The organism is Agreia pratensis, from assembly GCF_900177685.1.
In the GTDB taxonomy this organism is placed as follows: Bacteria; Actinomycetota; Actinomycetes; order Actinomycetales; family Microbacteriaceae; genus Agreia; species Agreia pratensis.
This window is the reverse complement of the sequence record NZ_FXAY01000005.1, coordinates 101,547-122,603: the sequence shown is the minus strand read 5'-3', so window position 1 is coordinate 122,603 and position 21,057 is coordinate 101,547. Positions and strand designations below refer to the sequence as shown.

14 protein-coding genes are annotated in these 21,057 nt (G+C 64.1%); 6 read left to right on the top strand and 8 right to left on the bottom strand.

Annotation, left to right across the window (positions count from 1 at the left end):
- Window positions 1-2: 2 nt before the first annotated feature.
- From B9Y86_RS14285 to B9Y86_RS14265, 4 genes are all read right to left on the bottom strand, one after another.
- Window positions 3-2,567, bottom strand: coding sequence for an ATP-binding protein (locus tag B9Y86_RS14285; protein ID WP_085487275.1), 2,565 nt, complete (start codon window positions 2,565-2,567; stop codon window positions 3-5).
- Between the two features lie 81 nt (window positions 2,568-2,648).
- On the bottom strand, window positions 2,649-3,836 hold the full coding sequence (locus tag B9Y86_RS14280; protein WP_139824919.1) for a site-specific DNA-methyltransferase: 1,188 nt from the start codon (window positions 3,834-3,836) through the stop codon (window positions 2,649-2,651).
- A gap of 226 nt (window positions 3,837-4,062) precedes the next feature.
- Window positions 4,063-6,189, bottom strand: coding sequence for a hypothetical protein (locus tag B9Y86_RS14275; RefSeq protein ID WP_139824918.1), 2,127 nt, complete (start codon window positions 6,187-6,189; stop codon window positions 4,063-4,065).
- Between the two features lie 712 nt (window positions 6,190-6,901).
- On the bottom strand, window positions 6,902-8,665 hold the full coding sequence (locus tag B9Y86_RS14265; protein WP_085487267.1) for an ATP-binding protein: 1,764 nt from the start codon (window positions 8,663-8,665) through the stop codon (window positions 6,902-6,904).
- 879 nt (window positions 8,666-9,544) lie between these two features.
- Here B9Y86_RS14265 and B9Y86_RS14255 point away from each other — a divergent pair.
- From B9Y86_RS14255 to B9Y86_RS14240, 4 genes are all read left to right on the top strand, one after another.
- A complete protein-coding gene (locus B9Y86_RS14255; protein WP_085487263.1) occupies window positions 9,545-10,651 on the top strand; it encodes a histidinol-phosphate transaminase in 1,107 nt (368 codons plus the stop codon).
- Window positions 10,652-10,682: 31 nt separating this feature from the next.
- Window positions 10,683-11,804: a thiamine pyrophosphate-dependent dehydrogenase E1 component subunit alpha gene (locus B9Y86_RS14250; protein ID WP_085487261.1), complete on the top strand. Its 1,122-nt coding sequence runs from the start codon at window positions 10,683-10,685 to the stop codon at window positions 11,802-11,804.
- Window positions 11,804-12,784 (top strand): alpha-ketoacid dehydrogenase subunit beta, encoded by a 981-nt coding sequence (locus tag B9Y86_RS14245; RefSeq protein ID WP_085487259.1) that lies wholly within the window; start codon window positions 11,804-11,806, stop codon window positions 12,782-12,784. The genes B9Y86_RS14250 and B9Y86_RS14245 overlap by 1 nt, the downstream gene beginning before the upstream one ends.
- Window positions 12,785-12,872: 88 nt before the next feature.
- Window positions 12,873-14,369, top strand: coding sequence for a dihydrolipoamide acetyltransferase family protein (locus B9Y86_RS14240; RefSeq protein ID WP_085487257.1), 1,497 nt, complete (start codon window positions 12,873-12,875; stop codon window positions 14,367-14,369).
- 128 nt (window positions 14,370-14,497) lie between these two features.
- On the opposite strand, the gene B9Y86_RS14235 is transcribed toward B9Y86_RS14240, so the two are convergent.
- The 4 genes from B9Y86_RS14235 to B9Y86_RS14220 all read right to left on the bottom strand — a co-directional run bounded on the left by B9Y86_RS14235 (window position 14,498) and on the right by B9Y86_RS14220 (window position 19,732).
- A complete protein-coding gene (locus B9Y86_RS14235; protein ID WP_085487180.1) occupies window positions 14,498-14,788 on the bottom strand; it encodes a 2Fe-2S iron-sulfur cluster-binding protein in 291 nt (96 codons plus the stop codon).
- A 277-nt stretch (window positions 14,789-15,065) separates the two neighbouring features.
- Complete coding sequence (locus tag B9Y86_RS14230) at window positions 15,066-16,025, bottom strand: hypothetical protein (RefSeq protein ID WP_085487178.1); 960 nt, start codon at window positions 16,023-16,025, stop codon at window positions 15,066-15,068.
- Between the two features lie 195 nt (window positions 16,026-16,220).
- Window positions 16,221-19,079, bottom strand: a complete 2,859-nt coding sequence (locus B9Y86_RS14225) for an ABC transporter permease (RefSeq protein WP_085487176.1) — start codon at window positions 19,077-19,079, stop codon at window positions 16,221-16,223.
- Window positions 19,076-19,732 carry an ABC transporter ATP-binding protein gene (locus B9Y86_RS14220; protein ID WP_085487174.1) on the bottom strand — a complete coding sequence of 219 codons (657 nt, stop codon included), beginning with the start codon at window positions 19,730-19,732 and terminating at the stop codon, window positions 19,076-19,078. Before B9Y86_RS14220 ends, B9Y86_RS14225 begins: the two co-directional genes overlap by 4 nt.
- A 247-nt stretch (window positions 19,733-19,979) precedes the next feature.
- On the opposite strand from B9Y86_RS14220, the gene B9Y86_RS14215 reads away from it, so the two are divergent.
- Complete coding sequence (locus B9Y86_RS14215) at window positions 19,980-20,441, top strand: GNAT family N-acetyltransferase (RefSeq protein ID WP_085487172.1); 462 nt, start codon at window positions 19,980-19,982, stop codon at window positions 20,439-20,441.
- Between the two features lie 122 nt (window positions 20,442-20,563).
- Window positions 20,564-21,031, top strand: coding sequence for a MarR family winged helix-turn-helix transcriptional regulator (locus B9Y86_RS14210; RefSeq protein ID WP_085487170.1), 468 nt, complete (start codon window positions 20,564-20,566; stop codon window positions 21,029-21,031).
- Window positions 21,032-21,057: the final 26 nt, after the last annotated feature.

Sequence of the window (21,057 nt, the reverse complement as noted above, 5' to 3'; positions counted from 1 at the left end):
ACCTACTGCTCTTCGTCAAGGTCCGGCAGGGCGTCGATATAGGCGTGGATGGTTGCGAGCAAGGTTTCCGGCTTGATGTTCAGCTCCACCCGGTCGTCGAGGGCGACGAATTGGTTGGGCGCCATACGACTCAACGCGAGACACTCGGACTTCAGGTCATGTTCTGAGATCGTCAAGTTTTTCTTATAGCGGAGGGCCGTCATCAAGGCCGGGTATTGGACGGTGTGGTCCTTGACCTCCTGCTGCAACTCCCAGACCATTTCGACGATCTGCGGGTGTGGGCTCGGCGGCGGCGACGACTGCTCGAGAGCATCCACCCATTCCGCGGCTTCGTCCGGAGTCTGGCAGGTGAGGAAGAGGTGGCTGAGCACCTCAAGATCCAACCGTTTGGCGGGAGAGATGCGGACTAGTCGCGCGAGGTCACGGACCCTCATAAGGGTGATCCGCTTGTCGGGATGGGCGAGGAGATCCGTTTGGATTTCTCGGACGACCGCTCCCAGATTGTCAGCTCCGGTCTCGAAATCCGGCCCGACGACGAGCGCGTACTGGCAGTTCAAGTCGTCCCGATGACGGACGATCGTCGAAACTTCGACAGCGCTCTTCTTGACCTTCGCGCCCGCTTTCTCTTTGCTCTTGGCCTCAAGCGATACCCGGTAGCTGCGCTGCCGACCGGTCTCGGACGCGGAAAGGTGCGCTTCGGCAAGTCCGTCCGCTTCGCCTGTCTTGGCTTTGTGGATTGCTTCGAAGCCCAGCTGTTGGAAGGCGTCGACCACTGCCAGCTCTAGACCTTTCGCGCTGGAGACTGCGTTCAGCAGCGCTTGAGCAACGGTGAGCGAGTTCCGGGCGCCCGATGACCGGGCTAGGTGGCGCAGGAGGGCGTCGCGTTGGTCGAGAACGGACGATACGGCGGACGGGCCGATGTTCGCGTCGTTCAGTTCGGCTTCGAGAAGCACCTCGGCTGCGGCAAACAGCTCGAGCGGGAGATTCTTCTTGGGGTCGTTGAACTCGTCGGAGAAGTGGGCGACGAAGGGGTGGTCGAGATTGATGGAAAGCTTGCCGGTGGTCGCATCGAGGACCGCCATCGGCACGAGCGTTCCGATGTCTTCGTAGACGACTTCGCCGATCAGGCCAGCACCGGACTCGATGCGTTCCTCGATGTGTTCGACGAGCGCTTCCTCGGTGGGGTACGCAGTCTTGTCGATGGGCACGATATGACGGGGCTGGTATCGCTCGGTGTAGGAGTCGACAGCCATTCGTAGAAGCGGGCGCTCCGTGAGGCTGGCGGGGCTGTCAGCAAATCGCTGGGAAGCGCGACGTTCAAGGTCCTGGGCGGCTTCGAACGATTCGAGCTTCGCTCGGGCCAGATTGAAGAGACCGCGGAGTATTTCGCGGGCGCGCTCGACGGGAGCGCCGGCGCGAAGGGTTTCCCGAGATGATCGGAGTTCTTCGTCGAGCCGGTCGAGGTTGATCACCAAACGGAAGCGTGAGAACGTTCCGTGTCTGAGGCTGTTGCGGTCGATTCCGAATCCGGCGTCTTCCTCATTGATGAGGCGCCCGTTCACGTAGACGAAGAAGCCATTGCTTCGACCGATGTTCTCCGACTTGCCGGAGTCGATGGGATCTTGGAAAACGTCCAGGTACCCGGTGACAGGGCCGAGCACCGAGTCCGTGAGCGACCAGTGGTGGTAGTCGCTTTCATCGAAATCTTCGTTGAGTTCGACCTCGAGTTCCTGAGGCGCCGGCTGGGGGATTTTTAGGATGTCGCTGCCGATCGTGTACGTCCCGATTTTGTCCACTCCGGCTTTCGACGGATCGACCGGCTTGCCGTTGAGGTAGAGCGCAAAGTCATCCCGGAGCGGCATGGCGGTGGCGAGCACCCATCGGAGCGTTCCGACGGAGAGATCCGTGGCCATCTCCTTGAGGTCGGTGATGATCGCGATGGTCCAGCTATCCTCGGCGCCGTCGCCGAAGAGCTGCAGTCCAGGGCGGCCGTTTGCGTCAGTCAGCCAGGCGCCGGCCGCCTCGCGGGCTTCCTGCTCGGTGAGTTCGCGGAGGTCGAGCTGGACGGGGCTTACCGGATCGGCGCTTGTCGCTGCAGTGCGCCCGGCTGCGGAACCGGAGGGTGGGATGACGGTGAAGTCCATCGACGTTGAGTAGTACTTGCCGTCGGATTTCGTGAGGTGGGTGAGGCGGTCTCCGAGGACGTAGGCGGCGAGCTTTCCGATTCCGAACTTCCCGATCGTGCGGCGCCCTTTGCCGGTCACCCGGTTCTGGCTCTTCGCTGATTCGCCGACAATCCAGTGGACCTTCAGCCCGTTGGAGTCCATCCCCGTCCCGTTGTCGAGAATCGCGATCGAAGCGTCCGCAGAGGCGCGGTCCGCCGACATCACGGTGTGCACGCAGGTGGCGTCAGCATCGAACGCGTTCGAGACGAGCTCTTCGATCGCCTTGTTCGGGCTGCTGTAAAGGCCTTCGGAGAACAACTTAATGGCTTGGAAGCTGATCTCGACATTGATGTGGTCGGTGATCGACCCGGCTTCGTAGAAGGCCGAAGTGGCAAGGCTCATAGGGATCACCCTAGAGCCGTCCACCGCCCCGCGGCGATGCCAAGCATCGAAGGAGCAGACAGTCGACGTTCGCGAAGGCCGCTAAGTGGTCTTCTTAACGGTGAGAACCACTTCGGTTCTCATACGCTTGGCCATGCTCGAAGCGCTGTCGCTGGTGCTGATCGGCATGTACCGGCTGTTCTCGGGTAGATCCCGCTCGACACGTTCTTGGAAGGTGAAACCTGCGTCGTCGAAGGCCTTCTGGACCATTCCGTCGTTGCTGATGAAGTTGCCCTTCAGGGAGGAGTTGCCGACCACCGCTATGACCTGGGCGCCGGTTCGCGAAACCCGGTACAGCTCGTCCGCGAACTCGCAGACGTCTTTGGCGTACCGGGTGATCGTGGGGAGGGGAAGGGCGTTGGGGTCGGAGGCCGAAGCCTTGATCACCTCGACCATGTTCTGAACTCGTTCAGCGGGTATCTCGTCGAGCCCGCGCTCGGCGCCGATGCTGTTGGAGCGAATGTCGCGAAGCTCCGGGATCGTGTGGCCCAGCCAGATGAGGGACAGTTTGTGCCCGCGGAGGTAGTCGATGGCATTGAGATACGGCGGGGAGGTGATGGCGAGGTCGACGCTGTTGTTCGGGACGTCGGCGAGACCACGGGAGTCCCCGCGGAAGGCTTTGGCTGAGCCGGGCATTGCGCGCTTGTCGAGGAGGCGGGTTAGTTCCTTGACCGAGCGGAGGAAACCGTCGTAGACGTCGTAAGTCGACTTCTGGATGGTCCGGTGAGGGCGGCTGTGAGATGTATCGGCAGCCAAGGAAGCCTTCGGCGATTTGGTGACGATGATCCGGCTCAACGCGATCTGGAGCGTTTCGCGGACGGCCTCATCTTCGACGAGGTCCAGACCCAGAGACAGCCGATTCAGGGCGACACGCTGCTTGTCGCCGAACCAGAACTTCGCGAATGCCTGGGTCTGCTTGTCCTCCCAGCGCATTTTCTTACGGGTTGACGCTTGAGCGGCGGCGACGAGTCGCTCCGCCTGATCGAGCAGCGGGTCGGTGGCGATGGGTCGGGTGGCGACACGGGTCATCATCACGGCGAGCGGGTCGACGTCGAACCCGATGGCGTTGTGACCACGCTCGGCGGCGACGGACAGCACAGTTCCCGATCCACACATCGGGTCGAGGATCGACAGTGCAGTCTTGTTGCCGACTTCACGGACTTTCAGATAGTCCGTAGCGATCTCGGGAGCCATCCGTGCCGGGAACGGGTGAATTGTTCGCGCGCCCACAGTCTTACTCCTCCACGCGAGATAACGTCGGCGCATAGAGGCGCGCTGTGTTCGAAATCTTGTCGTCGTTCATGATCGCAGTCGGATGCCCTTCAGTCAAAGAATGACACGACTCGGATCGAGAAATGGTCATCGGTGGGTTATCTGTTCGTGGATGAGCATTTCATGGGCGGCCGACATTGGTCCGGGGCGTCTCGGCGACTTGTCGCACGGATGCTGGAACGGGCTACCGCCTCGTCCACATCTTCTCGAAAAGGCCTCTCTCTTCATCGGACAACTCAACACCACCGTGAACGGCGGCCATCGACGTGTCCCAGTCTCGGAATCCGTCCGATCTCGGTGTGATCAACACTCCGATCGAAGTCGCGTTGTCTATGTTCTCGGACTCGCGCCGCTTGTCGTGCTTCTCGACGAGCCACTGGTTGAAGACCGCGCGGGTGGACTCGTTGAATCCCGACGCGACGGCGAAGCCGAGCTGGTCGTGTCCCTCTTCGCTGAGGAATGTGCGCGCGGCCCAAAAGGCGGTTCCTGGCGCTTTCGACCGGAGTTCTGCCAATGCGTTCAGCAGGTATTCGCCGAGATCAGTTCTGTACCCGACCGGGAGACTGTCGATCGAAGCGAGAACGCGCTGCCGGATCGTTTCGTCGCCGTCTCCAATTTCCGAGTTCGCGATTTCCTCCAGGAGTCGACGCAAGATCTCATGGGCTTCGAGATCTTCGTCGCCGACCGGTGCAGTGGGAAGGAGCGGTACCGAATGTAGGACTGTGGACTCTCCAGCCCTCGGATCAGTCGAACGCGGTTCGGCTTCGGAGTCGGCCTTGGCAAGCTCGAAGTACCGATGAGGTTCTTCTCCCAATATCTCGGTCGGCATGGCGACGCGATGAAGGTAGTCGACGACCGCATAGGTTGATCGAAGTTGACTGAAGAGGAACTCCCAATCGCGGCGCAGCAAGACGAGGTAGGGAAGTCCGATCTCGACCGGATCGATGTCGATGGTCGGCGGTGATGGGTGTTCGACGATCACTACCCCGACCCACTCGATGTTGGGGCCGTCGACGGTGATCGCGCGACCGCGAGCGTTCTGCATCTCGGTCGGGCCGGCGGTCATCCGTCGCGCTGTCCCTTTCACTTGGCGGCCGGCGATCGCGATCTGCTTCTTCACCCACGACTCTTCGCGCTCCGGAGTTCCGACGGCGACCTCCCGCGTCTTCACTTGGACGATCGCGCCGCGCCTGCCGACGACGAGGATGCCGTCACCGATCTCCCGAACTCCGGAGCCCTTCTGCTCGACGACGGGGGAGAAAACGAAGTCGGGGAGCCCCCAGGTGGAAGCGGCATCTTGAACTGCCATTTCGGCCGCGATCCCGCTGCGGTCCAGCGAGCGGAGTGGGGTCGCGTCGGGGACAACCCTTTCGAAAACTCCGGCCGCTGTGGCTAGGACGAAAGTCAACTCGTCCGCATCCGTAACTACTCCCATTCCGGGCCCGCTAGCTGACAGAGCGTCGAGGTCGCCCGACGTCCAGTCCCGGGCACTTCCGAAGGCCTTTTGCCAGTGCTCTCGGGTCGCATACTTCGGTGGTGCCAAGATTTTTTTCGCCCCGGGAACCGCTTCTGCCATGGCTGTGAACATCAGCATGAAGCCGGTCACGGCGTCGAACACTCTGGACAGGCGGGCGTCGAATGTGTCGTCGAGATCGTCCGGGTGGAACTCGGTCACGAATCCGAGGTCGACGTACGTTCCGGGGAAGCCTTCGACGTTGGCGCCGTCGACGTAGCCGGAGATCGCGAAGTCGGCGACAGTGAAGTTCGCGGTCAGCTCGCCGGGCTCCGCCATCGTCACCGAAGCGGGGGCCATCGGAGGTCGAACCAGGATCTGCGGATTTGCCGGTGTTGCCCACGCACCGACCTGGTCCCCGTTGTCGATTGCGTTACCCCAGTTAATGAGTCGTCGCAGAGCTTCTTGATACGGTCCGGCGGGGTGCCCGTCTGGGAGTTCGCGGAAGGGCTGACTGGCGCTGATTATTCGGGCTTGGTCTGCGGTCACTCCGTCGATACAGGACCTGGCGAGGAGACTTTGATAGCTCTCGTTCGAGTCGGCGATGGGGAAGAACCGTGGCCGGTCGGTGTCCCGCGGACGGTTCAAGACGCTGAACATTTCGACGGACTCGCTGACGAGTGAGTCGAGGGTCGCCCACAGCCCCCTGATGCAGGCTGTGAAATGGGTGGTGAGCTCACGGCGGGCTTCGGCTCCGAGAACGGAGTGAGCAAGGATTCGACCGGTGCCGTCTGGGTTGACGATGACGCTGACGTCCATCGGCTCTTCGCCCAGACTGGCGCTCCACGTTTCCGCCATTTTGATCCGGTGCGCGCGCGGCTCCAATGAGTGCAGCTGCCGAAGGGTAGAGGTGGGTCACGGTTGAAGGGTATGTGTCTGGGGCGATATCTGAACGGTGATAGCTCGTGTCCCGGCCCGGAACAATGAGCAGCCCCATTTCGGGTGAGGTCGTTGACCACCGCCGACTTTCGTCGGCTGGCGGAGCGTTTGGAGAGAGCCTCGATGTTCACGATTACCCGGAAGGCAGCGTAGCCGCGCGGCTACGCTTTGTTGGCAATGCCCTCGTCGGTCGCCCGGTTCTCCTTGACCATAAACGGAGGCTGTCGGATCTGAGCCGAGTAGGGACGCTAGACGAATTCGTGAGTTGGAACACGATGCGGCCGATATTACTTAGTGCGACTTCCAACTATCAAAGGAACCCCATGATCTCCCCACCGGATTACACCGTCAGAATGTTCGTCCGCGTTAAGAGCATCGACCTTCGCGGACATTTGGTGTCGATCACGACTCCCTACTCGAAGGGCTTGAAGGTTCACGCCGAGCCGTGGAACCAACCTTCGTGGTGGGTTCACCTCGAGTGGACGGGCGAGACTCGGCTTTTTGCGATCGATGAGATTGAACTCGTCGAAAGCTGAATTGGTCAAACGGCGGGTGACGCTATCCGCGGAAACACCGCGGGCGGGTCAGCCGCGCCGACGTATCGCCCGCGAGGCCTGTCAGGCTCGCACAGCTACCCCTCGTCTACGCGCGGCATGGAATACCGACGCTTCGGGCTTCGCGGTGCCCCCTCCGCGACGAGGAGCCCTTCGTCCAACAATTCGTTCAGCCGGGCAATGACGGTGCCGCGGTGGAGTCCGGTGGCGGTGCTGATCTCGGAAGACCCCAGGGGCCCCTGGGTATGCAGAAGTTCCAACACCCGTCGGCGGCCTTCGAGCACGGCGCGTGAGACCGGCAGGGCTGTCGTTGATAAGGACTGGACGATCGGTGCATCTGCCGGCCGTTCCCCGGTGGGTTTGGCAAGCTCCGTGGAGAGCACATAGCGCGCGAATTTGCGCCCACCTTCTTTCACGGCCGCTCCGCGGGTGACGAGGTCGCGCAACACTGCTCCAGCCTCGATACGGTCGACGCCCCATTGCCGGAGCATCTCGTTGGTAACGTAGTCGGCTCGCATCATCGCCAACGCGATGTCATAAGTCGGCGTCGGCCACGGCCCGCCGATCTTGTTGAGCCATGCCCTCGTGTCTTGGCTAAGAAGCTCAGAGTGACTCATCGAAACGGTGAACTGGGTCACGGTGGAGATGAAAATCGGGCGGTTCTGTCCGCGAGCTTTTGCCTCGCGGATCATTGTCTGAATGCCCGTCGCTCGGTTCTCGGCGACCAGACGGTCTGATCCCGGTAGGTAGGTATCGGAGAGCAGTGACGCCAGTACGCTGTTTCGGGATGACGACAGCAGGCCTTCGTTGCCCAGTTCGTCGGGCGAGATGGGGCCGTACAGCCCTCCGGGGCTGCGGACCACTAGCCGATCCGGGTAGAGCTCGATGTGGACCTGCGTGCCTTGAGTGATTGGGCTGTAATCGCGGTGGAGCAGGGCATTCACAACGGCCTCCCGAACTGCCGTCATGGAGTACTCCAGCCGCTCCTCGCGCCCGTCACCGGTCACGACCGTTCTCACGCTGAGGTGTTTCCGCACCGCGGCGACCGCTTCGGCGGCCATCGCGGGGATGGAACCGCGAATTGTGAGGTTGTCCACGAAGCGAGTTTCAGTCTCCGCTCCATCTCCGTAAGCAACGAACGACACCATTAGTTGGGGGAAGTATTGCTGTGGGAAGTCGGCGTAGGTGAGGAATCCGCCGAGCGTCGGGAAGACGCCGTCGTCTGTTTCGACGGTGATTCCGAGTTGCCGCATCATTCGCTCGTCATCCATCTGCCGCAACGCCGGAGTGCCGGCCCGGACCCGTTCCAAGGTGCGGGCAACGGCTCCGAAGGCGAGATTGTCGACAGAGGCTTGCAGCACCGGGGTTCGGTCGAAGATCGGCTGAGATCGAGAGGCGTAGAGCAAACCGATCTCAGCTGGAGTCATCCTTCGATCGCCGTCTCCACTGCGAATCAGGGCCCCAGTGGTCGGTCCTTTCGATTTGAGATGGACTGGCTTCTGCTCGGGGGACGTTTCTGGGACGTCGATGACGACGATCTGCTTCCCATCTAGTTCGACGAATTCGACGTCGATCTGGATCGGCGGATCGATGGCGTCTTGCGCTTGTCCTACTGCCGCGTCGCGGTACTGCGCCGGATCGGGTACGCCCACGATGCTGAATCCGGACTCTTCGTCGATGCCGATCAAGATCACACCGCCAGAAGTGTTGGCGAATGCGACCATCGTGTCCACGGCCGACTTGGGGTATCCGCTGGCGCCGCTTTTGGCTTCGATCTCCGTCGGCTCGCCGCCGATTTCCTTCATCTGACGTACAAGCCCCCGCAGTGCTTCAGCTTCCATGGCTCGTACTGTACAGCCTGCGAACGGCGGGAATGATAAGTAATCGTGTTGTCGATAAGTTCGTTGTTAAGTTCGTCGCCAAGTTCGTTGTTAAGTTCGTCGCCAAGTTCGTTGATAAGTACGTTGATAAGTACGTTGATAAGTACGTTGATAAGTACGTCAGTAAGTTCGTGATCGGCCGGTGGAGAAGCCCATCGACAAGGTCGGCTACCGGCAGAGCAGCGAACGCTCAATTCGATCGAGGCGAACGACGCTGACAGCGGCGAGACGCCATCGCCCAGACCCCTCTCGTGCTACGAAGGGGTAGCCCCACCCGCGGCCACATCAAGACGATTGCTGCTATCCCTTCCAGTTGGTGCCCATTACAACCGCCGACCACTACGTCTACGCCCCCGACTCCCCACGAATACTGAACACAGATCCACGAGTTCGTCCAGGCTGCCGTCCGCGCCGCCGCACCGTTCAGCACTTACTCGGGGAAGCAACTCCACTTGATCACCGCCCGTCTCGCCCTCCGGGTCTAGCAGACCGCTTCGCTTCTCCTCGAAGTCGACGAGGTTCTCTCGCTGCCCGTCATCGACCGGTTCACATCCCGGGGCCTGCGCCAGGACAAGAAAGCCGTCGCCTTATCTCTGGTCTTCGATGCAAATCTGCTTTGGGATGGCTTCGCGAACGACCAGGGTGACTCGGAACGGAAGGAGTTAGCCGATTTTGACAACGGCGACTCATCTGCTGGCGTCGGCAAGTGACAAGAGAACGGGTGAAGGAGTGGCCTCCGGGTGATGAGTCCAAGATGCGCTCCAAGGAATTCTCGCGCCGGTCGAGTTCTAACGCTGACTCATTACTGACCAGCGGAACGCCGCAACATAGACTGACCCAGTGAGCGACTCTCCCGTTTCCCCCGTCAAGCTGCGTCCCGAAATCCTCGCGTTGCCCCCCTATAAGCAGGGCACCTCTATAGAGGGAGGGTTCAAGCTCTCCAGCAACGAGAACCCCTTTCCTCCGCTGCCCGGGGTGCTCGAGGCCGTAGAGAAGGCGAGCGCCTCGCTCAATCGCTATCCGAATGCCGCCGCGCCCGACCTCACCGCCAAGCTGGCAGAGCGGTTCGGCGTGAGCGCCGACGAGGTTATTATCGGGGCCGGGTCGGTCTCCCTTCTCGTGCAGCTGGTGCAGGCGGCGGCCGGCGCAGGTGACGAGGTCGTCTACTCGTGGCGCTCGTTCGAGGCCTACCCCTGGATGCCCACCCTCACCGGCGCGGTCAGCGTCAAGGTTCCCAACACCGACGACCATCGGCACGACCTGCCGGCGATGCTCGACGCCATCACCGATCGAACTCGGCTGATCATCGTGTGCAGCCCCAACAACCCCACCGGAACGATCGTCACCCAGACCGAGTTCGAAGAGTTCATGGATGCCGTTCCGAGCGATCTGCTCGTGATTCTCGACGAGGCTTATGCCGAATTTGTGACCGATGAGGATGCCGTCGACGGCGCCGCCCTGCTCGGCCACTACCCGAACCTCGTCGTTCTGCGCACCTTCTCCAAGGCCTACGGGCTGGCCGGCCTGCGCGTCGGCTACGGCATCGGACCTGCCGCTATCCTGCAGGCCGCCCGCACGACCGCTATTCCGCTCGGAATCACCGACCAGGCGCAGCACGCCGCCGTCGTGAGCCTGGGCGACGACATTCAACTTAACGAGCGAGTCGTAGACATCGCCGAGCGCCGCGACGCCCTCTGGGCCGCGCTCATCGACCAGGGGTGGGACGCTCCGAAGCCGCAGGGAAACTTCATCTGGCTGCCCACCGGCGAGCACACGGCCCACGCCGCCGAGGTATATGCCGAAAATGGAATAGTCGTGCGCGCATTCCACCCCGAAGGAGTGCGCATTTCGATCGGCGAGCACGAATCTGTAGAGAAACTCATCGCTGTGTCGTCAAAGCTTGTGGCTACCCTCTCAGATGGCCCCTCGACGCACCCGATAGCGTAGGCATACAAGCGAAAGACAAGAGGGTTCATCCATGACCACTCCTCCGCCCGCGGTTCAGTTCCTGGCCACAGACGGCACCTTCGCTCCCAGCGCCGGGAGCGACGAGTACCTGCCCTATATAGAGGCGCTCAGCGACGCTCAGCACGAGCAGTTCTATCGCGACATGTTCGTCATCCGACGTTTCGACACCGAGTGCACAAACCTGCAGCGCCAGGGGCAGATGGCCCTGTGGCCGCCGAGCCACGGACAAGAGGCCGCGCAGGTCGGATCGGCCCGCGCAACGCGCGCGCAAGACCACATCTTTCCGAGCTACCGCGAGCACGTCGTCGCGAAAATCCGCGGCGTCGACCTCATGGGCATCGTCGGCCTGATGCGCGGCACCACCCTCGGCGGGTGGGACGTGAACGACCCCAAGAACGGCAACTTCCACGGCTATACCCTGGTTCTCGGCACGCAGACGCTGCACGCCACGGGCTACGCCATGGGAGTCAACTTCGACGGCGCCGTCGGCACGGGCAACCCCGACACCGACACCGCCGTGGTCGTCTACTTCGGCGACGGCTCCACCAGTGAGGGCGACGTCAACGAGGCCATGGTCTTCGCGGCCAGCTACCAGACGCCCACCGTCTTCTTCTTGCAGAACAACCAGTGGGCCATTTCGGTTCCGGTCGCCACGCAGTCGCGCGTTCCCCTCTACCTGCGCCCGCGCGGCTTCGGCATTCCGAGCGTGCAGGTCGACGGCAACGACGTTCTCGCCAGCTACGCCGTCTCGGCGAAACACCTCGACGACGCCCGTAACGGTCTGGGGCCCAGCTATATCGAGGCCATGACGTACCGCATCGGCGCCCACACGACATCCGACGACCCCACCCGCTACCAGACCGACGAGCAGCTGGCCCACTGGGTCGCCCGCGACCCGATTCTGCGCTTCGAGACGTTCCTCAAGAACAAGGGTGCGAGCGAGGCCTTCTTCGCCGACGTCGAGCAAGAGGCGGCCGACTTCGCGGCGGACATCCGGCGCCGCACGCTCGAGCTGCCCAACCCCACGATCGACAACCTGTTCGACCACGTCTACAGCGAGCCGCACCCGCTCATCACCGAGCAGAAGGCCTGGCTGGCGAACTACGAGGCGTCGTTCGGAGGAGACAAGTAATGGCCGTCGAAGAACTTCCGCTGGCGAAGGCCATCAACGCGGGCCTGCGCAAAGCCATGCGCGACAACGACAAAGTACTGCTCATGGGCGAAGACATCGGAACGCTCGGAGGAGTGTTCCGTGTGACCGAGGGCATCAAAGCCGAGTTCGGCGACACGCGCGTGCTCGACACGCCCCTCGCCGAGTCAGGCATCGTCGGCACCGCCATCGGCCTCGCCCTGCGCGGCTACCGGCCCGTCTGCGAGATCCAGTTCGACGGCTTCGTCTACCCGGCCTTCAACCAGATCACCACGCAGCTCGCCAAGCTCACCAACCGTGGGCGCGGAACACTGCGCATGCCCGTGGTCATCCGCATTCCTTACGGCGCCCACATCGGCGCGATCGAGCACCACATGGAGAGCCCCGAGGCGTACTTCGCTCACACGGCCGGTCTGCGCGTGGTCAGCCCGTCGACCCCCAACGACGCCTACTGGATGATCCAGGAGTCGATCGAGTCGAACGACCCCGTGATCTTCTTCGAGCCCAAGAGCCGCTACTGGCCCAAGGGCCCGGTCGAACTGGATGCCTCGGCCTCGCCCCTCCACGCCAGTCGCGTCGCGCGCACGGGCACGGATGCGACCCTGGTCGGTCACGGCGCCATGGTCACCATGATGCTGCAGGCCGCTGAGCTCGCCGCCACCGAGGGAGTGAGCCTCGAGGTCATCGACCTGCGCTCTCTGAGCCCGGTCGACTACACGCCCATTCTCGACTCGGTCACCAAGACAGGCCGCCTGGTGGTGTGCCAGGAGGCCGCCGGCTTCGTCAGCGTCGGATCCGAGATCGCGGCCACCGTCGCCGAGCGGGCGTTCTACTCGCTGCAGGCTCCGGTGATCCGGGTGTCGGGCTTCGACGTTCCCATGCCGGCTCCTCGTATCGAGAACCTGTACCTGCCCGACGTCGACCGCATCCTCGAAGCGGTCGACCGGTCGCTGGCGTTCTAGACCTCCCGTTCCCTGAGCCTGTCGAAGGGAACGTCCCGCACTTCCCTTCGACAGGCTCAGGGAACGAAAACAAGCAAAGGATGGCATCGTGACCACCTCGCACTTCAACCTCCCCGACGTCGGCGAAGGCCTCACCGAGGCCGAGATCGTCTCTTGGCGCGTCGCCCCCGGTGACACCGTCGCCATCAACGACGTGCTCGTCGAGATCGAGACCGCCAAGTCGCTCGTCGAGCTGCCCTCTCCGTTCGAGGGCGTCGTCGAGGGTCTGCTCGTAGCCGAGGGCGACACCGTCGACGTGGGAACGCCCATCATCAGCGTCTCCTCCTCCGGCTCCGGTGCGGTCGCGCCCGCGCCCGTTCCCGGCTTCGAGACGCCGATCACCGCGGCCTCCATGCCCGCCTCCGCACCGGCCTCGGTTCCCGCGGCACCGGCGCCGACCGCTCACCACGTCGCTCCCGCGGCCGTGTCGTCGCCCGCGGTCGTCGAGGCCGAGCAGGTGCGAGCGGATGCCGCCGCCAGCGTCTCAAAGGAATCAGACAGCTCCTCGGGCGCGGTCCTGGTCGGGTACGGCATCAAGGGCCACGTCGCCAGCCGCCGGCCCAGCCGCGCTGGCGGTGCCGCAGCGGCCGGGGCCAAGCCGGCCACGGCATCCGCTGCACCCGTCTCGGGTGGCCAGCCGCAGGCATCCGCAACCCGCGCCCCGCGCATGCCCGTGCTGACCGGCCTACCGATCATCGCCAAGCCGCCGATTCGCAAGCTGGCCAAAGACCTCGACGTGAACCTCGGTGAGGTGCAGCCCACGGGCCCCATCGGCGACATCACTCGTGCCGACGTGGTGCGTCACGCGGAGCAGGCGAAGGTGTTCCACAACATCGAGACGCCGCAGTGGGCCGACACGCGTGAAGAGATCATTCCCGTGAAGGGCGTGCGCAAGCAGATCGCGAAGGCCATGACGCACTCCGCGTTCTCGGCGCCGCACGTGAGCCTGTTCGTCGACGTCGACGCCACGCGCACCATGGAGTTCGTGAAGCGTCTGAAGACGTCGACCGACTTCACGGGCGTGAAGGTCTCGCCGCTGCTGATCATGGCGCGCGCGATGATCTGGGCCGTGCGCCGCAACCCGATGGTGAACTCCGCGTGGGGCGACAAGGAGATCACGGTTCGCAACTACGTGAACCTGGGCATCGCCGCTGCGACGCCGCGCGGGCTCATCGTTCCGAACGTCAAGGATGCGCAGGACATGTCGCTGCTCGAGCTCGCCACGGCGCTGGAGCAGCTCACGCTGACCGCGCGCGAGGGGCGCACCTCGCCGGCGGATCAGGCCAACGGCACGATCACCATCACGAACATCGGTGTGTTCGGCATGGACACGGGCACGCCGATTCTGAACCCGGGCGAGGTTGCGATCGTTGCTCTGGGAACGATCAAGCAGAAGCCGTGGGTCGTCGACGGCGAGGTGCGTCCGCGCTTCGTGACGACCGTGGGTGCGAGCTTCGATCACCGCGTTGTCGATGGCGATGTGGCGAGCCGGTTCTTGGCCGACGTCGCGAGCATCATCGAGGAGCCGGCGCTGCTGCTCGACTAGATTCCTTGCGCTGGTCGAGTAGGTCGCTCAGCGACCGTATCGAGACCACGCTGGTGATCTCGATACGCGGGCTCCTTCGTCGCGCCGCTACTCGATCAGCGCAGAGCGGTGCTTCTCGGGGGCGACGCTCAGTCGTAGCGGACCGAGATGGGCTCGTCTCCGTCGAGCACTGCCTGGCAGCCGAGAATCAGGTCGTTCGCCAGGTCGTCGTCGTCGAGGATCTCGTTGATGGCCATGGTCACGTTGCCGCCGGTCAGGCGCGCGATGCACCCGCCGCAAAAGCCCTCTCCGCACGCGTAGGGAACCTTGATGCCACGGGACTTCAAGAAGACGGCGAGCGGCACGGCCGGCGGCCACAGCAGCTCGTGCCGTTCGCCGTCGAACTCCACGACGAGTGGATTGCCGGTGTTGCTCTCCATGCTTACTCGCTTACTCCTGGAAGGGATCGATCGGTACAGCAACGGCGCCCGAGAGGACGGCGTCGTCGGTTGCCGGGTTGAGAACTGGGCGGCCCGACACGAGCGCGCGCTCGAGCCGCGTCGAAGCCTCGAGAAGCGTAACTCAGGACGCGGGTTCGTTCCTCAGCCGCTACTCGATCGGCGCACACGCGCCAGTAGTACTCCGCGCGGACAGTAGTGCCCGGTGCGCCGGTACATGTTGTCCGCGCGGGGTACTACTGGGCCGGAGTAGCGGCCTCTATTCGCGGGCAGCCGCGCGGGCGAGGTCGTGCAGCAGGTTCGCCGCGTAGTCGCGGTTGTCGTCGGTGATGGCCGGATGCGTCGGGGCCGCGTGATCGTTCGACACCCGGAAGGTCTTCGTCTCGGCCTCCCAGACGAAGCCCTCGACGTCTTCCAACGCGGTGCGGAACAGCGGCTCCATGAGGTCTTTGGAGTACACCGCCTTGTTCGTGATGGCGATGCCGTAGACACCCGCGAACGTCGCGCTCGACAGCGAGACGAGCAGCACCTCGTCGGCGGGAAGGCTCCACTTGGCCGACAACTTGTTCAGCGCCTTGACGTCTTTCGGGCGCGAAGGAATCCGGAAGTCGGAACTCATGCGGCTCGCGAGCACGAGCTGCTCCACGGTCTGGGTTGCCTCGGCGCTGGCCGCACTCCCGTAGCCGGTGACGGTGGCGCCCGCCGCCTGCACTGCCGTGATGACGGCGGAAAGGTCGGCGGCGGCATCCACAGCGGTTGTCGGCTCGAGCATCTTGGCGATCTGCGCGAGACCGATGGATGCGCCGCCCAGCTCGAGCGATTCGCCCGCCACCCGAATGGCGGCGGGGTCGATGCTCTCGGTCGCGAACTGGGCTGAGCTGTGGCCCACGTCGTCGAGGTAGACGGTGCGATCGGTGACGAGAATGCCGTTCGAGCGGCGGCGGAGCAACAGGTCGATGGAGTGGAAACCCCAGTAGACCAGAGGCAACTCACCGTCCCTGACGGCGTTGGGCAGCTGCAGCTGCTCGACGGCCTTCCAGAACACAGTCTCGGCGTCGTCATATTCGGGGTGCGTGGTCTGCCCGGCAAGAAAAACGAAGGAGTTGTTCGACGGAGGCACGGGCACCGCTGCGGTTGCGGACATCAGGCCGGCGAATGCGTCACGTCGATCGGCGGGGAGGCTGCTGAGGTATTCGGTCAGATTGCTCGCTGCGGGCAAGATGGCGCTCCTATCGCTGATCGTGTGATGCGACTATCTTGGCGTAACTGCGGTGGTCTCGATACGTCGGCGCCTTCGTCGCGCGACTACTCGATCAGCGCGGGGGCGCGGAGGCGAGGGCGGCCTGCGCCGGTCGAGTAGCCCGAGGCCGCCCGCGGCCGAAGCGTATCGAGACCATGCCGACCGGCGCCCGGCTCAGCGACGGCGCAGGGAGGACCTCACCACTACCGCCGTGACCACGATCGTGGTGAGCGCTCCGGCCCCGGCGGCCGGCAGCACCGCGGTCGGGCTCAGCAGCACGCTTCCGATGACGGCGAACACCGCTCCTGCGAGCAGCCCCGGCGCAGCCGAGCTGAGCACCTCTGCGATGGCGGTTTTGCGCAGGTGCGTCCGCTGCCATCCCATGGCGTGCAGTGCCTCGAGTTGCGCGGTTCGCCGCTCGAGGCCGAGTCGGCGCACGACCACGATGAGCACGCAGCTCGCCACGATGGTCACCGTGATCAGGATGCCCTGCGGCACCAGCGCCTGCGCGGTGGCGAACGCTCCGAGCCGAGAGGTGCCGGCGGCCTGCCGCCCGGTGAGCAGCACGGCGATCGCGGTCGCCGCTGCGAGGTAGACGAGGGTGAAGGCGAGAGCAAGGGTCACCGTGGTCGCTGGACTGGTCGCTGCCTGCCTCAGTCCGAGACGAGACGGAGTGCGGAGCTTTCCCGCCCGCGCGGCGTCGTGGCCGAGTCGCGGAGGCGCCGCCGGGTGCGCGCCACGCTGGATCAGGAGGGCAGACGTGAGAAGGCTCGCGCCGAGCGAGATGATCACCATGGGAATGGTGACCTCGCGCACCGCCGACAGCGCGATGGTCGCGGCTCCGACGACGATCAAGATCGCCAGCGGAATCGCCTCTTCGGCCACGAGCCAACGTCGGATGCGGGCACGAGGCCATCCGATCTGGCGCAGCACGACCGAGTCGGTGCGCCGGGCCGCGATCGAACTCAGTTGCACGGCGACGAGCAGTGCCGTGCCGGCGACGATCGCCATGACGAGCAGCGCCAGGTTCGTGCCCGATACTCCGCCTGAGGCGAGGGCGGCGGCTCCGAGTCGGGAGTACTCCAGCGTCACAACGGGCGCCGCTGTCCGCTCATCCGCCTCCGGCGTCGGGGCGTTCTGTGCGGAATCATCCGTTGCCTCGGTGCCCTGCGTCTCGTCGGCGGGCGGCAGCAGGCTCACGGGAACCGCCTCGAGCGACGATCCCGAGACGACCGTGGCCGTGAGCCCGAGATCTCGGATGCGGTTGGCCACGTCGAGAATGCGCGCTTGGGCATCTGCGGTGTACCCGTCGATGCCGGCGACCCGAACCCTGATCGACGAGACAGGATCGGTGACGTGCCAGCTCGACGCGTTCTCGAGGTCGGCGATGGCCAGGGCGCCGGAGGTGTTGAGCCCCAGGCCCGACCACGAGGGCGGCAGGATCTGCTGCTCGCTGCCGTTTGTCACGGTGGGATCGGGGTCGTCATAGCCGAGACCGACCTGGCCGAGGCTCGTCGACTCACCACGCAGGCTTTGAGGTGTGAACGATCCCACCGGCCAGATCTCCGATTCGACGGTGTCGAGGGGCTGGGAGTTGCGGTCGAGAATCGGAGAGAGGGCGTTGAACTGCAGCTCGCCAGCGTCGTTGCTCGTCGACTGCAGGCTCACCTGGGGAGCGGCGCCGTGCGCATCCGTCGCGCCCGTCGCATCCGGTATCGACGCCGTGCTCGTGGTGGGCTGAACCGAGGAGTCGGCCATCGGCGTGACCATGCTCAAGATGTTTGACTCAGATGGACGGAAGTAGGGAAATCGAGCGTAGGACGGCTGCTCGGGCATGGTGAATCCCGGCCAGTTGATGTCGACTGTGTCGAACGTCAGCGGTGACAGCGCATCGCCCGGGTCGCCCGTGTAGATCGTCTGTGCGTCGCCTGCCGTAGCGCCTTCGATGGGGCCGGGCGGCAGCATCGAATTGTCCCCCGTCTGGTTCCAGGTCAGTGCACCGGAGAGCGTGCTCGGCGGCACGTCGAGAGGCGCGAGCTGCACGGTGAGAGCGGAGGGAGAGGTCTCGACGGTGCGAGTGAGTACCGGAGCGGCGTTCGAGACGATGCCCTTCTCCGAGAGGGTCTGCAGATCGTCTCCGTCGACGGGCCGATCGTCGGGGTCAGTCGGGTCGTAGACGTTCGTTCCGAGCGTTCCGATGAGCGAGGTCGTGTCGATCAGTGGATCCATGACGTCGCCCGCGTCGCCGAGCAGGCGTTTCTCTGCCTCGGCGTCGACGAGCACGATATGAGCGGTCTCGACGGCCGGAACGGGAAGGGTGATCATGACGATCCCTTCACCCGGGGGCGGCTGGCGAGGGGACGAGTAGCCCGAGTAGTAGTAATCGATCCCGACGTTCGGGTCGGTTTCGGCGGGCGCATAGGTGCCGCCGTCTGTGGTGGATGCTCGAATGCGCACATGCTCGCCGTCGGCGAGTTGCCTGAACCCCTCCCACTGCGTCTGATCGACGACGAAATCGACGGACCCGTTGATCGTGCGCGGCGCGGTGACGCCGTCGTCGATCGATAGCTGCGTCGTCGCCCGATAGGCCCGGGGGCCGGGGTTGCTGTTGTCGAGGGGAACGATCAGTGTGACCTTGGAGGTGCCCGTGGTGGGTGTCGAGATCTCGCCGATCGGAGCGGCGACGTCGATGCCGTCGAGTCCCTCGACTTGCGCGACCTGGCCAGAGGGGATGTGTCCGAGCGCGGCATTCGTGAGCGCCGACGAGGACAGCAGCGTGCTCTCGCCGTCGACGAGTGGAGTCGAACCGCCGGCCGTCACGAGAATGTCGTAGTCGCCGCGCCAATTCGCATCCAACGTCTGCTTGAGGAGCTCGGCCGAGGTCGACTGCATGAACGACGCGGCCACCAGAACGAGGCCGATCAGGCTGAGGGCGACGATGCGCAGGTGCCTGCGACGGAAGCGGGTGAAGGGGCCCGGAACGCGGTCGAGCTTGGCGTCGGTGTCCTTGTTGCGGCGGCGGGGCCGGCTCATGCCATGACCGTGCGGGTATCGGCGGCGTCGATGAGATTTTGGTCGTGCGCCGAGACGATCACCGCGGTTCCGGCATCCGCAATCGACCGCAGCAACGCGATCACGCCGTCTGCGCTGCGTCTGTCGAGGCTGGCGGTCGGCTCGTCGACGACGAGCACACCCGGGTCGAAGAGAAGTGCCCGGGCGAGGGCCACGCGTTGTCGCTCGCCGCCCGAGAGCTGTTCGGGCTTCGACCGCAGCCTTTCGCCGACGCCAAGGCGGTTCAGCAGATCGCGTGCCTTGCGGCCGAGGGCGCGGGTCTCGCGGTCGGGAACCGCGGGCAGCAGCACGTTCTCGAGAGTGGTGAGCCCGCTGATGAGCACGCCGCCCTGATCGAGGTAGCCCACATGGCGGCGACGGAACTTCGTGACCGCGTCGTCGGACTGGGTGGCGAGATCGGAGCCCGACCAGAACACGCTGCCCGAGGTGGGGCGCACCAGTCCGGCTGTTGCCTTGAGGATGCTCGTCTTGCCTGATCCGCTTCGACCGGCGAGGCAGTGCATTCTGCCGGCATCGACGTCGAAAGAGAGGTTCTCGATGATCGTGAGGTCGTCTTGACCCTCGCGCGGATAACGGATGGTGACATCTCGAAGAGACAACGGCGCTGTGATCACGGAGCGAGCCTAAGCCTGCCGAGGAGCCGTTCAGGCCTTGAGCGGGAGGAGTCCTACATTTGTCGAAAGCTCGTTCCTCGCCCGACTACTCGACGGCGCAGCGGGCGATCGTCACGGCTCGCAGAAGTCTCGCTGCAACTCAGGAGATCTCGACTCTTGGTGCGCGAGAAGACCGTTTTCCGCCCGGATTCTCCTGAGCGCGAGCAGCGAGCCACCCGTAGGCAGTCGACGATGTCACCAGTGATCGATGGAGCCTCTCATTCGTGCCGCGACTGATGCGGATGTCGGCGAACTGGCGTGGCTCAGTCTCACCGTGTGGGACGAGGCGTACGCCGACATGATCGATCCGGCAGTGTTGCGCGCGCGCCACGACGAGCCGGCGGATTCTCGCGCTGCGCGCTGGGCGGCGCGCATAGCTCGCGAGAAAGTACTCGTGGCCGTCGAGGTCGGGGCGGTCGTCGGCTTCGCCCGGGTCGCGGACAGACCGAATCTGGAACTCCTCTCGCTTTATACGCGGAGAAGTCACTGGCGATCGGGCCTCGGAACTCGATTGCTGAACGAGAGTCTGCGGGGAGCGGCCGCCGAGCTGTGGGTCTTCGAGGGCAACGCTCGAGCGCTGCACTTCTATGAGCACCACGGTTTCAGTTTGGACGGACAACGGCGCGAAGATCCGCCTTACGGGTTCGAGGTGCACATGACTCGGCCCTGATTTTCGTTGAACAGGATGTTTTGACGAAGTGTCGGTGTGTCTTCGACCTGACAGCGGCGAGCCGTCAATCGGCCCTGTAATGGTGAAGCACCTCGCTGTCTGGGGCGTGGGATCATTGCCCCATGACGGATGAACAGGATCGAGTGGGCGAGCTCCTGCGTGATTTCATCGTGGGGTACGGCGAGCTCACCCGTCACATGGGTGAATCCATCGATCTTCCCGCGTCGGACGCTGCCGGTCTTGCCGAGATCACGATTGCGGCCGGCGAAGGGGAGCCGATGACACCAGCACGGCTTGCACGACATGTGGGGCTGACATCGGGTGCGACTAATGCGCTGATCAACCGATTGGAGCGCCGAGAGCTGGTGACGAGGAGTCGCGAGAGCGAAGATCGCCGCATCGTCACACTTCGTCCGACACCCCAGGCTGCTGCGAGCGTCGGCGAGTTCTCCGCGCAGGCAGGGGGTGGTCTCGAAAGAACCCTCCGGAGCCTGGATCCGACATCGGCTCGCATCATCGCGGCGTTCCTCGGCGATATCACCAGCAGCATTGAAGAAGCCAACAAGGCCCTGCGTAAGGGGCGCCGCTGACACGGCCTCTTTGCCAACTTGATTCA

Bases quoted from the DNA above. Each gene is read 5' to 3' on its own strand.
- B9Y86_RS14225 (WP_085487176.1), bottom strand. From the start codon at position 19,079: ATGAGCCGGCCCCGCCGCCGCAACAAGGACACCGACGCCAAGCTCGAC.
- B9Y86_RS14275 (WP_139824918.1), bottom strand. From the start codon at position 6,189: ATGGCGGAAACGTGGAGCGCCAGTCTGGGCGAAGAGCCGATGGACGTC.
- B9Y86_RS14245 (WP_085487259.1), top strand. From the start codon at position 11,804: ATGGCCGTCGAAGAACTTCCGCTGGCGAAGGCCATCAACGCGGGCCTG.
- B9Y86_RS14250 (WP_085487261.1), top strand. From the start codon at position 10,683: ATGACCACTCCTCCGCCCGCGGTTCAGTTCCTGGCCACAGACGGCACC.
- B9Y86_RS14235 (WP_085487180.1), bottom strand. From the start codon at position 14,788: ATGGAGAGCAACACCGGCAATCCACTCGTCGTGGAGTTCGACGGCGAA.
- B9Y86_RS14285 (WP_085487275.1), bottom strand. From the start codon at position 2,567: ATGAGCCTTGCCACTTCGGCCTTCTACGAAGCCGGGTCGATCACCGAC.
- B9Y86_RS14210 (WP_085487170.1), top strand. From the start codon at position 20,564: ATGACGGATGAACAGGATCGAGTGGGCGAGCTCCTGCGTGATTTCATC.
- B9Y86_RS14215 (WP_085487172.1), top strand. From the start codon at position 19,980: ATGGAGCCTCTCATTCGTGCCGCGACTGATGCGGATGTCGGCGAACTG.
- B9Y86_RS14265 (WP_085487267.1), bottom strand. From the start codon at position 8,665: ATGGAAGCTGAAGCACTGCGGGGGCTTGTACGTCAGATGAAGGAAATC.